The 15,088-nt window shown below is 42.3% G+C and carries 20 protein-coding genes; 15 read left to right on the forward strand and 5 right to left on the reverse strand.

Annotation, left to right across the window (positions count from 1 at the left end; translation table 11 throughout):
• Positions 1-546: 546 nt before the first annotated feature.
• The 3 genes from QW284_08230 to QW284_08240 all read right to left on the reverse strand — a co-directional run bounded on the left by QW284_08230 (position 547) and on the right by QW284_08240 (position 2,924).
• Positions 547-759 carry a hypothetical protein gene (locus tag QW284_08230; protein MEM0339652.1) on the reverse strand — a complete coding sequence of 71 codons (213 nt, stop codon included), beginning with the start codon at positions 757-759 and terminating at the stop codon, positions 547-549.
• A gap of 176 nt (positions 760-935) precedes the next feature.
• A complete protein-coding gene (locus QW284_08235) occupies positions 936-1,637 on the reverse strand; it encodes a M24 family metallopeptidase (protein ID MEM0339653.1) in 702 nt (233 codons plus the stop codon).
• A 57-nt stretch (positions 1,638-1,694) separates the two neighbouring features.
• On the reverse strand, positions 1,695-2,924 hold the full coding sequence (locus QW284_08240) for an RNA-guided endonuclease TnpB family protein (protein MEM0339654.1): 1,230 nt from the start codon (positions 2,922-2,924) through the stop codon (positions 1,695-1,697).
• A 75-nt stretch (positions 2,925-2,999) separates the two neighbouring features.
• Between QW284_08240 and QW284_08245 the strand changes: the two genes are divergently transcribed.
• Positions 3,000-3,143 (forward strand): hypothetical protein, encoded by a 144-nt coding sequence (locus tag QW284_08245; GenBank protein MEM0339655.1) that lies wholly within the window; start codon positions 3,000-3,002, stop codon positions 3,141-3,143.
• A gap of 57 nt (positions 3,144-3,200) precedes the next feature.
• Here QW284_08245 and QW284_08250 read toward each other — a convergent pair whose 3' ends face one another.
• Positions 3,201-3,593, reverse strand: coding sequence for an aminopeptidase P family N-terminal domain-containing protein (locus QW284_08250; GenBank protein MEM0339656.1), 393 nt, complete (start codon positions 3,591-3,593; stop codon positions 3,201-3,203).
• A 202-nt stretch (positions 3,594-3,795) separates the two neighbouring features.
• Between QW284_08250 and QW284_08255 the strand changes: the two genes are divergently transcribed.
• The 14 genes from QW284_08255 to QW284_08320 all read left to right on the forward strand — a co-directional run bounded on the left by QW284_08255 (position 3,796) and on the right by QW284_08320 (position 14,049).
• The gene (locus QW284_08255; protein MEM0339657.1) at positions 3,796-5,322 is read left to right on the forward strand and encodes a proton-conducting transporter membrane subunit; all 1,527 of its coding nucleotides are present in this window, start codon (positions 3,796-3,798) and stop codon (positions 5,320-5,322) included.
• Complete coding sequence (nuoB, locus tag QW284_08260) at positions 5,312-6,367, forward strand: NADH-quinone oxidoreductase subunit NuoB (protein MEM0339658.1); 1,056 nt, start codon at positions 5,312-5,314, stop codon at positions 6,365-6,367. Before QW284_08255 ends, nuoB begins: the two co-directional genes overlap by 11 nt.
• Positions 6,345-7,460 (forward strand): NADH dehydrogenase subunit D, encoded by a 1,116-nt coding sequence (locus QW284_08265; GenBank protein ID MEM0339659.1) that lies wholly within the window; start codon positions 6,345-6,347, stop codon positions 7,458-7,460. Before nuoB ends, QW284_08265 begins: the two co-directional genes overlap by 23 nt.
• 5 nt (positions 7,461-7,465) lie before the next feature.
• Positions 7,466-7,927, forward strand: coding sequence for a 4Fe-4S binding protein (locus tag QW284_08270; protein ID MEM0339660.1), 462 nt, complete (start codon positions 7,466-7,468; stop codon positions 7,925-7,927).
• A 7-nt stretch (positions 7,928-7,934) separates the two neighbouring features.
• Entirely contained in the window at positions 7,935-8,219 is a 285-nt protein-coding gene (locus tag QW284_08275; protein MEM0339661.1) for a monovalent cation/H+ antiporter complex subunit F, read from the forward strand.
• Positions 8,216-8,590 (forward strand): monovalent cation/H(+) antiporter subunit G, encoded by a 375-nt coding sequence (gene mnhG, locus QW284_08280; GenBank protein ID MEM0339662.1) that lies wholly within the window; start codon positions 8,216-8,218, stop codon positions 8,588-8,590. Before QW284_08275 ends, mnhG begins: the two co-directional genes overlap by 4 nt.
• Complete coding sequence (locus QW284_08285) at positions 8,587-8,835, forward strand: DUF4040 domain-containing protein (GenBank protein ID MEM0339663.1); 249 nt, start codon at positions 8,587-8,589, stop codon at positions 8,833-8,835. Before mnhG ends, QW284_08285 begins: the two co-directional genes overlap by 4 nt.
• Positions 8,822-9,628, forward strand: a complete 807-nt coding sequence (locus QW284_08290) for an MnhB domain-containing protein (protein MEM0339664.1) — start codon at positions 8,822-8,824, stop codon at positions 9,626-9,628. Before QW284_08285 ends, QW284_08290 begins: the two co-directional genes overlap by 14 nt.
• Positions 9,621-10,022, forward strand: a complete 402-nt coding sequence (locus QW284_08295) for a sodium:proton antiporter (GenBank protein MEM0339665.1) — start codon at positions 9,621-9,623, stop codon at positions 10,020-10,022. Before QW284_08290 ends, QW284_08295 begins: the two co-directional genes overlap by 8 nt.
• Positions 10,023-10,024: 2 nt before the next feature.
• A complete protein-coding gene (locus QW284_08300; protein MEM0339666.1) occupies positions 10,025-10,528 on the forward strand; it encodes a Na+/H+ antiporter subunit E in 504 nt (167 codons plus the stop codon).
• A 9-nt stretch (positions 10,529-10,537) separates the two neighbouring features.
• Complete coding sequence (locus QW284_08305) at positions 10,538-10,876, forward strand: hypothetical protein (GenBank protein MEM0339667.1); 339 nt, start codon at positions 10,538-10,540, stop codon at positions 10,874-10,876.
• Positions 10,876-11,859, forward strand: coding sequence for a complex I subunit 1 family protein (locus QW284_08310; GenBank protein ID MEM0339668.1), 984 nt, complete (start codon positions 10,876-10,878; stop codon positions 11,857-11,859). The genes QW284_08305 and QW284_08310 overlap by 1 nt, the downstream gene beginning before the upstream one ends.
• 2 nt (positions 11,860-11,861) lie before the next feature.
• Positions 11,862-12,506 carry a class I SAM-dependent methyltransferase gene (locus QW284_08315; GenBank protein ID MEM0339669.1) on the forward strand — a complete coding sequence of 215 codons (645 nt, stop codon included), beginning with the start codon at positions 11,862-11,864 and terminating at the stop codon, positions 12,504-12,506.
• 88 nt (positions 12,507-12,594) lie between these two features.
• A complete protein-coding gene (locus tag QW284_08320) occupies positions 12,595-14,049 on the forward strand; it encodes a THUMP domain-containing protein (protein ID MEM0339670.1) in 1,455 nt (484 codons plus the stop codon).
• Here the strand turns inward: QW284_08320 and QW284_08325 are convergent.
• Positions 14,042-15,061 carry a hypothetical protein gene (locus QW284_08325; protein ID MEM0339671.1) on the reverse strand — a complete coding sequence of 340 codons (1,020 nt, stop codon included), beginning with the start codon at positions 15,059-15,061 and terminating at the stop codon, positions 14,042-14,044. The two genes, QW284_08320 and QW284_08325, sit on opposite strands and share 8 nt — an antisense overlap.
• Between the last annotated feature and the right edge of the window lie 27 nt (positions 15,062-15,088).

Consider the following 15,088-nt stretch of genomic DNA (forward strand, 5'->3'; position numbering starts at 1 on the left):
ATGGAACGCACCTCCCATCTAGGGTAGACCCGCCTAGGCGATGGGAGCAACGCTCCAAGCCTAGGCGGGCTCTAGTCAATACCAAACCGAACTAAACCACCCTAATAAATATTTCTGTCTTAGTCACGGCTATGAGGTACAAGTTCAGGATATGCCTTTAGACCCAAAGAAAACAACAAACTCCGAAAAACACAATGAAGTAATAAAGAGATGTGGATTAGATAAGCACATGGCATCAGCATAACTCATAGCCCTAAAAGAACTTAAACAACCCTAAATATTGTTTCTGCCCCTGGACTACAAAGCTCACTACTTTGAAAGTAGTGCAACGAGGTCTCAAATACCATGTATCTTCCAATCAAAATAAAATGCTTATAGACTAAAGAGTGCTGTGCTATCGATAAGCAGATGGAGCTAGAAACAGTTGAAAAATATGACTATGTTTAACATTAAAAGTCTTGAGACTTAGATAAGCGACTCTTATTAAATATCTTGGTAAGTATCGATTAGTTACTTAGATACAGGGGTTTCTATGTCTTCAAAAAGCTACAGTACCTCTATTAAACCGTTTTCAAGTTTTCTATAGCATAGCATAGAGTTGACCATATATGTACAGACTATTTTACCACCATTATTGCTGATAGTTTCGTTGTCAGCCTTATTGTTGATATCTACCTCACTATTTTCCACAGCATGCTTGCCCAGGTACTCTCTTCTGATGTTTCTAACTAGTCTGAGTATACCTAGGTCTAATCTCACAGTTTTCACCTCAAGTCTAGTTATACTGCTAACACTCTAATAAATTTGCCTCCTATAAAATTATTATCAGTTATATACAGCTTTAGTCACAGTATACCCGGATAAAGTCTGTATCTAAACCGAGTAGGCAACATTATTCGAATTTGCATATTTGATTGAATTTATACAAAAATTGTTTAGCTCCAATCAATAAGTTCAATAGCTTTGCTCAGTCTTTGGCATCTACTTTCTTTTATAACAAAAGCGTCTTCTACCTTCACACTTCCATAGCCTGGTAGCATAAGTGGTGAATGCACCATTGCAACAACCATATTTGCCCTAGCATCTGCAGCTCTGTGTGCAGGGACTATTGTTGTTATTGGATACTCCTCCACTTGCAGTCCAACACCGTGGATATATCCAACAATCCTCTTGTCTAGGAGTCCATACCTAGAGTAGATAGAGTCTAGGCGTTTCATCACATCAATAAATCTTGTGCCAGGTCTAGTCATGGAGACAGCTTCTTCGTAGATCTCCTTAGCACAGTTGAAAGCTTTTCTAATTTTATCTGGTTTTGAATCGCCTACAAATATTGATGCTGAGCAATTTGCGTAATATCCATTGTAGTCTGCACCAATTACCATGGATACAAGAACGTTTTTCTCTATTACGACACCTCTAAGTGGTTCTGCATGTATTCTAGGATGTGGACCCACATTTATGTATATGTGCGGCTCTTCTGATCCCAGCCTATAAGCTGTGCTATATGCTTCCGCAGCCAGCTCCAGCTCTGGCATACCCTCTTTAACAAAGCTCATAGCTTTTTCGAGAACCCTCGTCGATATTTCAGCAGCCTTCGATATAGCCTCAATTTCGTGGCTATCCTTAATAGATCTCATCTCAGTTAATATCGGCCCAATATCAACAACCTCAACATCTCTATTGGGTTCACCTCTTTATATGCTTGTATATGATTTTATATAGGTGGTCATCGGCTCATTTCCGTTTGGGGTGGTTTGTCGGGTTTCATTCTTCATTCCATCCCCGTTGGGGGAAGACCCAAGGCTTCCCCACATCCCCCGTAGGTAGATGTTTATTGCTCCAACAAAATCCCTGTCTCTTTTGAATCCGCATTTCCTGCAGATTGCCAGTCTATGTATGTAGTTTAACTTTGTGCCGCACCTTGGACATGTTGATGATGTGTTTCTTGGGTCTATAATGAGTATTGGAACGTTGTACTCAATGGATTTGGCTATAATAGTATGTTGAAGCTTTCTATAGGCAAATAGCGTTAGCCTCCACCTAACACCATTGTTTTTGCCATTGATAGACTCTCTCAGATGCTCTAAATCCTCTAGTACAACTGCGTGTCCTCTTCTATATGCTTTAACTACAACCTCCTTTGCTAGTTTCCAGCAGAAATCGTTGATGATGTTCCTAGCTCTTCTATGGAGAGCTCTAACCCTGTTTAGAATCCTCTCGTTGTATCTCCACCTCTTAGGATACTTCTTCTGAAGTTCCTCGGCTCTAGCCCTCTTGCTCAATGCCTCGACAAATCTTGTTCTATACCTTCTAGCCTCAGAGCCATCGAATGTTGTAACAGCTCTCAGATTCACATCAACTGCTGTGAAGCCTTTTGGAGCATATGGATTGTACCTGACCTCGAAGACTATACTGATATAGATTTTCTTGTTCTCATACTTTACATGAACTTCCTTCCACCTCAAGTTTTTGAATTTCTCGATGTACTCCCTCCTATGCTTTAATCTAAGAGTATATTGCTTGTCTCTCAAGACAACTTTGACAACTCCTTTGTCTAACTCAACTCTTGCATCTTGGTAGTCTAGTCTAGCAGATAGTTTTCTGACACTCGGCTTGTCGCCATTGCTATTCCTAGCCGATTTCACTAGAGCTAGCGCATAGCTGTAGATATTTCTAGCTACGTGTGCTCTAAAGCCATATTCTCTAAGCATTGGGTAGAACATTTGATGCAACTGGCTTTTCTTTGGAAGCCCATCCAAATCCCATAGAGCGTCTACAACCTTTTGCAGAGCATACCTATATACCGCCAAGTCCCACAGCAAATCACTAACACTACATTCGACCACCTCAGCCCCTGTCTTGAGAGCCTTGCGATATGCACCCTCAGACATCCACCTACAGCCTAGGCGGATAAACGCCTTCATCGGAGCTCACAACATTAGTTATTCAGAGTGCAAATTTATAAGTTTTTACACTCTATTACCTATATGGTGAAAGTGATGGTCTCTATATATGTGTTTGAAGCAAAGATTGTTAAAACCATGAGGAAATACCTGATATACCCACCAAAAGAATATCAAGAAAAGCTATCAAAGCTACACGGAAAGAAGGTTAAGGTAGTGGTAATAGAAGAAAGTGATTAAAAACAATCAGATGGGAACATAAGCTAAGCCACGAAGAGCATATGCTTTTATATGCAGTCATATAAATTTTGCTACGGCTCTCTTAAACATTTCGTAGAATAGTATGTAGGCATCTCTTTCAGTGCCAAACACCATGCCAACTCTCCTAGCCTTTAAAGACTTTATACTCGTTACAACCTTGTTCATGAGGTCTCCGCCATCGGTATATGCAACAACATCGACTTCCCTGAGCTTCGATAGAGACAAGAACCCCTCCTCCTCACCTACAGCCACAAAAACCTTTGGATTGCCATCAGAAGGAATTAAGAGCGCGGGTCTAAGCCACTTAACACCAACAAGGTACTTGAAATCTGATAGTGTGCGAATCATGGCACAGTCTATCCCCTTCTCCCTAAGCAAGCACTGAAGCCTTTCAACCCTAGATTTAAAAATGGATGGAGATAGAGACATTCATGTAGCACCAACCAATATTACACATAGAAGTTACTAATAAACTTTGTCATAACAAATCTGAGTCTACATAATCTAGGTAATGAAAAACTAAGGTATTCAAAGCCATAGTGTTACATAATCAAATTTAAAAATGATCTAGTCAAATAATTTGTTGAATTTCGTATAGGCAGGGGGTTGAACTATAGCTGAGTCAAGCGCCTTGATTGCATTGACTCCATATCTGCTCATATTAGGCTCGTTCACACTGATATTCTTTAAGGTTTTTAGGGTAAAGCAGATATATTCTGCCATCTATACACTGTTTTTCCTCGCCTTAGCAACTATTTTCTCCGCTATAATCTATGTTGATGCAACTTCAAGTAGACTTCTATACTATTTTCTTGGTGGCTTCCCACCACCAATAGGCATTACCTATGCTGTCGATGAATTCTCATCTTTCATAGCATTTCTAACAACTTTGTTGGCACTAGCTCTGTTTCCACTTACACTGATTTTCTCTGAATCTGTTGATGAGTATACCATGGCTAGCTACCTTGGTTTGTTAGCAGGTTTTACTGGGATTCTATACACAGGCGATCTATTTAACATGTTTGTTATGCTAGAGGTTACGCTTATATCAACCTATAGCCTTATGGTCTTGACAGGGTCGAGAAATAACTACAAAGCAGTTTTCAACTACATGATTGTTGCAAGTGTTTCAAGTCTTTTCTTCTTTATGGGAGTGGTTCTAATATATTTTGCCACCAGCACTGTTAACATTGGTCATCTTGGGCTCATCTTAAGCGGTCTAAGCACCTCATATAGAGGCTACACAGCTAATGTGGCTACAGCCATGACTATTTTTGTTTCAATGCTTATGTGGAGTCTTGTAGTTGATGAGGCTCTGACCCCCCTGCATTTCTGGCTCCCACCTGCATACTCTTCTATAAACCCAGCTGTAGCCTCTCTTCTAGCCGGGGTCTCTGAGGGAATAGCATACTACGCCCTTCTAAGAATTGTCTATACAGTGCTAAATGGGCTGGGCCCAGCTATAGAGTACATGCTTCGCATCTTAGGCATGGCAACAATTGTTGTTGGTGGGCTTGGTGCTCTATACTCCAACAGATTTAGCTATATAGCCTCCTACACCGTGGTTCTAGACACAGGCTACATAGCACTTGCACTATCTCTTGGGCCAAGCGCTATCCAAATTGCTCTCACATACATTGTTGCACATATGATTGTAAAGCCCATTCTATTCCTGTCAAGTGGATGGATAAAGAAGATGTATGCTGACGACTCTCTCGAGAACATCCAAGGCGCTCTGAGAAGCTCTCCAATCATGCAGATGGGGCTTTTGATAGCCGCTCTCTCGGTTATCGGCGTGCCCCCAACGATCATGTTTTTAGCTAAGCTTGGCGTCTACGAATCTCTCTTCACTTTGCTGTCAAAGGATTTCACAATACCTATAGCGCTAGCCGTGGCATTTATGGGTTCTGCCCTAGCTTTGGCTGCTTTCGCAAAGCTGATTGCATCAACTGTTCTTGCACCACCGCAGAATGAGGTAAAGCTATCTCCGCCATTTACACTAAGAGCCTATATAGCTGTTTTCGCTGTGCTAGCCATAGTCCTCGGTCTGTTCTACAGCGGGATACTCGAACCTGTTACTAGATATACTTCTGATGCTCTTGTACATGGTAGAGACTATTACCTACAGATAATTAAAGGTTTTCTCTATGGTGGATAGCAAAATGGGCTTGGGCGACATAATTATAAAGGTTATTGAGGCTTTGGCAAGGTGGGCTAGAAGTAGAAGCATCTGGATGCTTCACTACTGCTCAGCTTGTGGCGCTGTGGAGTTCCCAATGCTTGTGATGTCTCCGCTTGACTGGGAGAGATATGGTTATATGCCAGCGCCGACACCAAGGCAATCAGATATATTCATCGGCATGGGATATCTGACTAAGAAAACAGTTAAACTTGTCTTGAATATGTATAGACAGATACCCGAACCGAGATATGTTGCCGCTGGGTGTAACTGTACTGCAACAGGCGGGCTTTACTGGGATAGCTATGCAACCTATAAGAGGTTGGATGAATTTGTTGAGGTTGAGGGGTGGGTACCAGGATGCATGCCAATGCCAGACGACTACCTCAGCCTAATAGAGTATCTGAGAAACAGAATTGGCGAATCAGACCAGGCAAAGGTAATTTCTAGGATAAAGCCTGAAGCATTCAATAAGATAGCAACTTACGAAGAGCTTGAGAAGAGGTTTCTAAAGGAATACATGGAAAAGCTGGCTGCCTCAAGCCAGAAGCCCATAGACTATCAATTCAAGTCAACGTTTCCAGAATGTTATGAGAGAATAGAGAAGAGTAAAATATGTAAGACAAGCATTGAAAGAGATAGGGTAAGGGACGCAGTTAAATACTATCTTGAAAAAGGATACAAAATATTGGTGAATATCAACGCTGTTGACTACCCAGAGAAAAACGTTATAGAAATTTACTACATATTTGAGAATCCCTATTCAGGCGAGCAAATATGGATAAAGACTTTTGTTACAAGGACAAACCCCGAGATGGACACTATACACGATCTAACCCCATTGGCATTCTACATAGAGAAGGAAGTATACGAAATGATGGGGATAGTATTCAAAGGTCATCCAGACCTCAGGAAATGGATTCTAGATGGTAATTGGGAGGGCCCACCACCACTTAGAAAAGACGTTAACACTGCTGACTTTGTTGTGAAGGTGATGTACAATGGCTATAGGTATGGAAGGTAGGGAATATACCGTAGTATACTTCGGTCCACAACACCCAGGAGCACCAGGTAATATAGCCTACAAACTGTGGTTAGATGGTGAGAGGGTTGTGAGAGCCGAGCTAATACCAGGTTTTCTGCATAGAGGATTCGAGAAAATGTTGGAGAACAGAACGTGGGAGATGAACATCGTTTTAAGCTACAGATTCTGTGTTGAAGACCCAGACAACCTAGAGATTGCATATGCGCTTGCCGTAGAAGAGATATTCAAGGTTAGTATCCCAGAGAACGCAAAATGGATTAGAATGATACAGTCTGAAATGAGTAGAATAGCCTCCCACATGTTCTGGGTTCACTTCATGGCTGGGAGCACAGGTTTGAGAACCCCCGCCTTCTGGGCTTCGGCAGCTAGAGAAGAGATTCTGAAGTGGTTTGCCAGGATATCGGGACATAGAATATATCACAACATCAGTGTTCCTGGAGGGATTAGATATGAACTCCCAGAAAACTTTGTAGACGATACTCTAAAGGTTTTGGAGTTTGTGGAAGAGAGGACAAGAGATGTTGAAGCCGCTCTGCTTAAAAATAGGGTATTCAGGGCTAGAACAGTTGGATTGGGGAGGCTCACACCAGATGAGGCCATACAACTGGGTGTCACAGGCCCTGTTCTAAGGGCAACTGGACTAAAATATGACACTAGACTCAATGTTCCATACCTCAACTATGATAAGGTGAAATTCGATGTGCCAACAGGTTCAAGTGGAGACTCCTATGACAGAGCTGCTGTAAGGTTCAAGGAGATATACCAGTCTATTTCGATAATAAGACAGGCATTGGAAAACATAAGACTTGGTGAACCGCTGAGAGTTAAGGTACCTATGGCCGCTCCGCCAGGCGAGGGAGTAGCACGTGTTGAGAGCGCTCGTGGAGAATATATGATTCATATTATAAGCCGTGGGGGTAGAAACCCATATAGGGTCAGACTGAAGAGCGTCTCAATGCCCTTGCTCACAACAGTTGTTGACCATATTATTAGGAAAGAGGAGATCACCATAGCTGATTTCCCCGTTTTACTAGCCTCTCTAGATCCATGTGCACCAGATTTGGATAGGTGATTAGAGTGGTTTGGGCAACATTCGCTAAATCGATTAAGTATTTGGTGGCAAGGCCTTATACTAGGCAGGTACCAAGAATAGACAAGCCGTTTAAAACAAGTGTTTTGAGAGGTGCCCACATACTCGATATGAACAAGTGTACAGGTTGTGGTATGTGCCAGATTATGTGCCCAGCTGCATGTATAGACTTTGTTGTTGTAGAGGGCGACTATCCCCAGAATCCGAAGAAGAGATTTCCGAGAATAGATCAGAGCAAATGCACATTCTGTGGTCTATGCGTTGAGTACTGCCCCTTCAACGCATTGTTCATGACAATGGCAACAGGCTTTGAACTGTTCACCACAGACAAATCAAAAACATTTAAAGAGCCTACACAGCTCAAAGGCGATGTAAAGACCATTACAGTTTCGCGAGAACTCTTCTTGGGTGCCTACGAAAAGCAGAAGAAGGGACAAGCCGCAAGGTGATTGTGTTATGGTCACCTTCGAATCTATTGAGCCTCTTGTAACTGCTGCAATGTCTATGTTCACAGTAGCAATGATTACATACTCTATAAGAGCATTTACAGCAAAAAACCTTGGAGATGTTACACTAGCCATTGATGCACTCACATCGACTCTAGTGGTCATACTTATACTCATAGCACTGTACTACAGATCTTCGATGCTTCTAATCGGCGCTATACCACTTGCCTCATGGATCTTCCTCACAGATCTTGTTGTTTCAAGGTATTTAGAGAAGAGGGGTGGTAGAAGATGATCGATTTGATTCTTGTGTATCTAGGTGCTGCAATACTGGTTATTGGAGGTATACTCAATGTTATTGCTGCCATAGGGTTCTTCAAATTTAAGGAGTTTTATGCAAGACTCCATGCAGCTACTATAGCGACTATAGGCGGTGGCTTCTATCCACTAATTGGAATAGCTATAATGGTTCTAGGACTTGACACAGATGTCTACATGAAGGCTGTTTTCGCAGGAGTCTCATTCATTACTGCATTATTGGTTGCCTTGGGTGTTCCAGCCGGTTCTCACATACTTGCAAGAGCTGTTTATAGAAGTGGGGAGGCAAAGCCGATGGTGTCTGTGGATAGGTTGAAGGAGGATTTGGAGAGGGGTGATATGGAGTGATACCCCTCATATTAGCCGCTATAGCCTCTACCCTAGCATTTGTGGCAACCGTTGTTGTGGTGCGCACAAAGGATGTTGCCAAAGCTGTTGTAATAGGCGGGATAGAGTCTGCCTTCTATGCAATAGTTTTGTCTGTTTTCCTAGCACCAGATCTCCTAATAGCTTACATAGCTATTGGTCTTGGCATGAACACTGTACTGCTTCTTTACCTCCTTTCAAAGGGTGAGAGATATGAAGAGATATAGAACATTTCTAGAGATCATAATTCCAATAGCTATAGGGCTTTCACTATATGCTATAATGTTTTACACAGACATGTTTAGAATAGACAAAGAGCTGACAACACTTGCACAACTCTATGCACAGCTGGTTCCCGATTCACAATCGCCATTCACATCCAAGAGCTTTGAAATTGTCACCTCTGTTATATGGGATCAGAGAGGCTTTGACACCTATTTTGAGACTAGTGTGCTCTACATAGCGATTATAGCTGCCGTAGGTGTTGCCACAAAAGCTGGGAAGGCGATTGAAGAGCGTCTAATACACTATAGAGAATCAACAATTATAGTGAGGCTTATATCAAGATTGGTGGCGCCAATTGTTGTAGTTGTTAGCGTTTCCATTGCTTTGCATGGTCACATAACCCCTGGTGGAGGCTTCCAGGGAGGGTCAGTATTTGCAATAGCCCCATTATTACTAATGCTAGCCTATTCAAGTAGCTATATATCTGGGAGGGAGTTGAAAGAGAATAGAATGTTATTTATGAGGGGGTTGGGTGTTACTGTAATAGCTCTCACAGGACTTGCCCCACTGATATACTATATTGCAGCATCTAACTATGCATATCTATTCCAGAACCTCGCTAAGCCAGATTCTGTCTTCACATACCCTGCAACAATATATCTCGGGTTTGCCACTATGTTGTTATCGGGAACGCTAATAATATTCAATTCCATGGAGTACATAGCAGTGCTGTCGGGTTTCACCATAGCCTTGTACTACCTAACAAAGTATTTTGAGGGTGGAGACAGTGCTTGAGGAGGCTCTGTGGTACTATATAGGAGTGATAGTCTCGCTAACCATAGCTGTTGCAGCCTACGGTATTGCAAGCAGACCTCACATTGTGAAAAAGCTGACTCTATTTACGATAATAGGCGATGCTGTATACATTCTACTTGTGTACCTAGGCTACACAATAGGTGCTACCAACCCTCCTGTCTACCCAAATGGAAGCCTGGCAAACCCTGAACTTCCATCGGGTTCAGCATTAAAGCAATTCGCTAAGACTGTTGTCGACCCCGTTCCACAGGTTTTAATAGTTACAGCGATTGTGATTGGCTTGGCAGTGTTCATACTCATGGTAATAATATCGATTAGAATGGTAGAGGAGAAGGGCACTCTAATGCTGAATAAAATAGATGAGGGTGAGTGACAATGAGGAAAAGCTTGTCGATAGCTATATTCACAATAATCTTTGCAGCTATATACATGGTGTATACAGGATCATACAACCTGCTAGAGGCTCTAATAGCCGTTGTAGCCGGGGCCACAGTAGCATATATTTTTGCGGCTGATTTGATAGAGGACTACAGCAAAATATCTATTAAGAGATTGGGCTATGCTCTGTTTTATCTGCTCAAATACTTTACCATAATAGAGTACAATGCCCATATGGGTGTATTGAAACTGATACTGAATCCAAAAGCTAGGTATAGCCCAGCTATTGTGAGGGTTCCCTACGATGTTAGCAACACCTATTCAATAGTCTTTATAGCAAACTCGATAACCAACACGCCTGGCACTGTTGTTATAGATATTGATGAAAAGCGGAAGTACTACTATGTTCACTGGATAGATGCCATGGCCATAGAGGATAAAGAGGCTAAGAAGAGTGTTTCACAAGAGTTTGAGGATTATATAAAGAAGATTTTTGAGTAGGTGTATAGAATGGATATATACACTCTAATAGCTTTGTACACAGGCCTTGGAACATTAACAGGGTTGGTTATATACGCAGTATTTTACCTTGCGATGCAATACTATGTAGAGAGAAGAGCTCCTACACAACGGGATGAGGTTTCAGAGCTTCCTGTCATGGGAGGCTTCATATATGCAGAATTGCCGAGAACATCGGTGACCAGAATCATTCGAGACATAATAAAAAGATCTCTTGGTGCACAAAGAGCGAGATCGCTCTACGAACTGTCTAGAAACTTTAGCATCTGGTACATAGCAGCGTTAATACTGCTTGCAATAGTTGTTGTATTAGCGTATTTATTTGGGTGATGGATTTGGAGGCTCTGGATCTAATATTAGAATCCCTTATCTATCCAGGGCTTGTCACAACAATATTTTTCATAGTGTTTACACAGTGGATAGCTAGGAAACTGTCTGCTAGAATAATGTATAGGAGGGGGCCGGTATATGCAGGCCCAGCCGGCTTTCTCCAGCCGCTTGCTGATCTATTTAAGCTTGTGCTTAAGAGGGATCTTGTAAACAGGTATTCCATGGGTGTAAGCCCAGTTGTGTTAGTTTCAATTGCAACGGGGTTCATAGTTGTTGCACAGCTGTTTCTCCCCGTAGCCTATAGACCTATATACTCATCTTTCGATGTTATTGCATTGCTCTACTTTTTGCTGTTGGCACCATTTGCACTAGCCTATCTAGCTGCTGGGCATCCAAATCCCTATACAACTATAGGTGTTGCCAGATACCTAGCAATATTGTTTGTCGCTGAACCCGCATTTGCAATTAGTGTTCTGGTGCCTGTGCTGATAGCTTCTCAAAGGTTTGGCACTGAATATAGTATATATGGAACTAGTGTTGTATCTCATCTTCTTTGGGCCGTGGATCCATTTAAAACAATCGCAATGATTTTATCTGCCATTGCAGGCTTCATATCAATGTTTGCCATCCTAGGTCTAAAGCCTTTTGATGCTCCGGAAGCTGAATCAGAGATTTACTGGGGTATGTTCACAGAGGTTGGGGGGCCTAGACTGGCACTAGCATTTTTCATGAAGTTTGCTGAGAGGATACTATTCCCAATGATATATGCAGCGCTTTTTCTGGGGGGTGTGTGGCCTACAAACTCATTTAACTGGTTTGCAAATGCATTGACGGTATATCTAAAGACTCTCATAGTGTTTGTAGCTACTGTTGTTGTAGACTCTATATTGCCGAGGTATAGACCGGACCAAGCCGTTTCATTCATACTGAAATATATTTATCCAATGTCTATAGCAAGCCTCTTGCTGGTGATAGTGAAGTAGCTATGGATGTTGGGAAGCCATCTTATGTTGTATTCGATGAGAATGTTATTAAATATGATCAGTGGTTTGACAGAAACAGAATTGTTTATGAAAACGAGATTTCTCTTTTCAGAAAGTTCTTTCCATGCAGAAGACCATGTATTGAGATAGGTGTTGGCACAGGTAGATTTGCCCAGCCACTAGATGTAGAGATTGGTCTAGACCCATCTGTAGAGGCGTTGAAGATAGCCCACAGAAGAGGTGTTCTTGTAGCCTCGGGCTTTGGAGAGATGACCCCATTTAGAAGCGAGAGCTTTTCAACGGTATACATAATAGTGACACTATGCTTTGTCGAAAACCCGCATAAGGTATTGGAAGAGGCTGTAAGGGTGTTGAAGAAGGGTGGGAGGCTAGTGGTATGCATAATACCATTGGATTCGTCACTTGGTTTGACATACCATAGAAAGAAGATAACAAAAGAGAGTGTATTCTATAGCTACGCCACATTCTATACAAAAAGCCAGTTGGTAGAAATGCTGACAAGTCTAAACCTAAGGATACTGAGAGTTGCAAACACACTAACAAAAACAGGCTTGGAGCCTGTCGCCGAAGAGCCTGTCGAGGGTGATAAAGGGTCTTTTGTATGCTATGAAGCGGCAAAGGAATGAGTTTTTATGAGCTATGCAAAACTTTTTAGCTAAGTATGGACACAGTAATGGTGAAGAGCACATTGAGTAATTTTTGCGGTGCCAACACTTGCCAAACTACCTCGTTACTGTGTCTGGCGAGGCTATACTCAAGTCTAGTAGGTCTAGGCCAAAGTTTTTCAATGCTCTGATTAGAAACATCTCCGACGCTGTTTCGAGAGCTGGTGGCAGGGTAATTAGCATTGATGTTGTCGAGGCTAAGATACATCTTGTAACAGATGTCGATGCTATCGACGCTATTTCCAGGGTTTTTGGGGTCTATAGAGTTGGCAGAGTTCTTGTATACGAGTTTAGGGATCTAAGCGACTTGACTAGGTGGGTAGCAGAGAACTCCAAGGACGTTGTTGTGGGGAGAAGATTCGCTGTAAGGGTTAAGAGAAGCGGTGTTCACAGCTTCACATCGATTGATGTTGCCAGGGAGGTTGGGGCTCTTCTCAAACCGTTTTCATCTGGTGTTGATCTAGATAACCCAGAGGTTGTTGTTGAGGTAGAGGTGAGGGGCTCGAAAGCCTTTCTTTATAGAGACTCTGTCAAAGGGCCTGGCGGTCTCCCAACAGGGGTTGAGGGAAGGGCCCTTGTGCTCTTCTCAGGGGGCTTCGACTCCCCCGTAGCAGCTTGGTACACTGCTAGAAGAGGTGTTGAGATAGGCTTTCTACATTTCATACTAGGGCCTCTAGAATCAACATACAATGCATTTGTTGTTGCCAAGAAACTGTCTTTCGATTGGCTCTATGGCTACAGGCCGAAGTTCATAGCGATAGACTTTAGAGATGTTGTGAAGGAGATTGTGGAGAAGGTTGATTGGAGCTATAGACAGGTTGTCCTAAGAGCTCTAATGTATTTAGCCGCATCAAAGATAGTTGAGGAGCTTGGCTACGACGCTATTGTAACTGGCGAGTCTCTTGGTCAGGCATCTAGCCAAACACTCAAGAATATAGCGGCTATAGAGAGCTGCATAAGAATGTCTAAACCTATTCTAAGACCTTTGATATCATTTGATAAGGAGGAGATTATAGAGTTGTCAAGGAGGCTCGGACTATATGAGTTGTCTTCAAAGGTTGTTGAGGCTTGTGCAATAGCTCCATCAAAGGTGGTGACAGCTGCAACATCTGATGGTCTATCTAAGAGGCTTGGATCTATAGATATGAAAGTTGTTGAGGAAGCATTGAAGAAGAGGATAATTGTTAGTGTGTTAGAAGCCAGGTCTGAGGATGTGATTCCAGAAACAGATATAGAAATAGATTTTATACCAAGCAATGCGCTGATTATTGATGCTAGGAAGGAGACTGGCGTAGGCGAATTGCCTATAGGTAATGCTATACCTCTTAACAAGGTAGATTTTAGTAGCATCCCCCCAGACAAGCCAATAATCATCATATGTGATACAGGTGGTCTAAGCTACATAATTGCGAAAGAACTTAGGGAAAAAGGCTTTAAGGCCTATAGTCTTCGCGGCGGAGCAAAGGCTTGCAAAGTTTTTGCAGAAAATTCCAAGACTACTTAATCAATCTCCATGTTCTGTTTGAGCGGCTCCTCGCAATAGTTATCTCAACACCGCTTGCCCTAGGCTCTGCAACAAAACTCTCTATCCTATACCCCCTCCACTTAGCCTCTTTAGTAATGCTATTTGCAACTCCGAGAGCTTTTCTATAGTGATATGGATAGATGCCGTATACCATGGGCCCCCAGATGCTCTGACCAACACCTATCAGACCATGCCTAGCCATTATGTCCATCACACCTTTCGCTTCTTCACATTGTATCGAAGTTTCCAGCACCTTCTCAAGATTCTCTATAACCATTCTCTGAAACTTTGTGAGGGCAACTGCGAATGTTCCAAGATCTTTTCTGGCTATCGATGGCAATATATATAGCATGAGCGTTTTATAGAACTCTAGCTGTGTATCTTTTGGAAGTGGCACTGGTTTTTCAAGGAGCTTGTCATGATTATTCAAGCCACATCCCTTCGCATTTTTGATTATAGAGACCACAAATATCCATCCCTTCGGAATCCTTTGTCTATATATCGGATATGGAACATCGTCTACGTTGGAGGGAGGACTTACCACACCTTCTGATGAAACCACCCTTCCAGAATCAACTATAAAACCACCGAGCTCAAAGGCGGCTATGCCAATGCCTGAGTACTTGCCTCTACCAAGCTTAAATGCGACATCCCTAATCTCGAGTCCAAGGTCGTATAGAAGAGAGACAGCATAACCTATTGCTAGTGCTAGTTGTGTTGTTGAACCAAGTCCAACATGTCTAGGATAAGCCTCTAGAACCTCTACACTGAACCCTTTTACCCCTAGACCATCCCTAACAGCATTAACAACATCAGAAACATCAATATTTGTTCTATTATCCACCTTAATCTCTTCAGACTCAGAAACCCTCACAATGATTCTGGGGTTGTCGATGGCTATTCCAACCCCACCCCAAGCAATATTATCATCTAGAAAATTGTAGAAGCCGAAGTGAATTCTAGCAGAAGATACTATGGTGACACTACGCATAGACTCTCCCAAACTAATTCTAAAAAT

Origin of the sequence: Ignisphaera sp. (assembly GCA_038735125.1) — an archaeon.
Lineage (GTDB): Archaea > Thermoproteota > Thermoprotei_A > Sulfolobales > Ignisphaeraceae > Ignisphaera.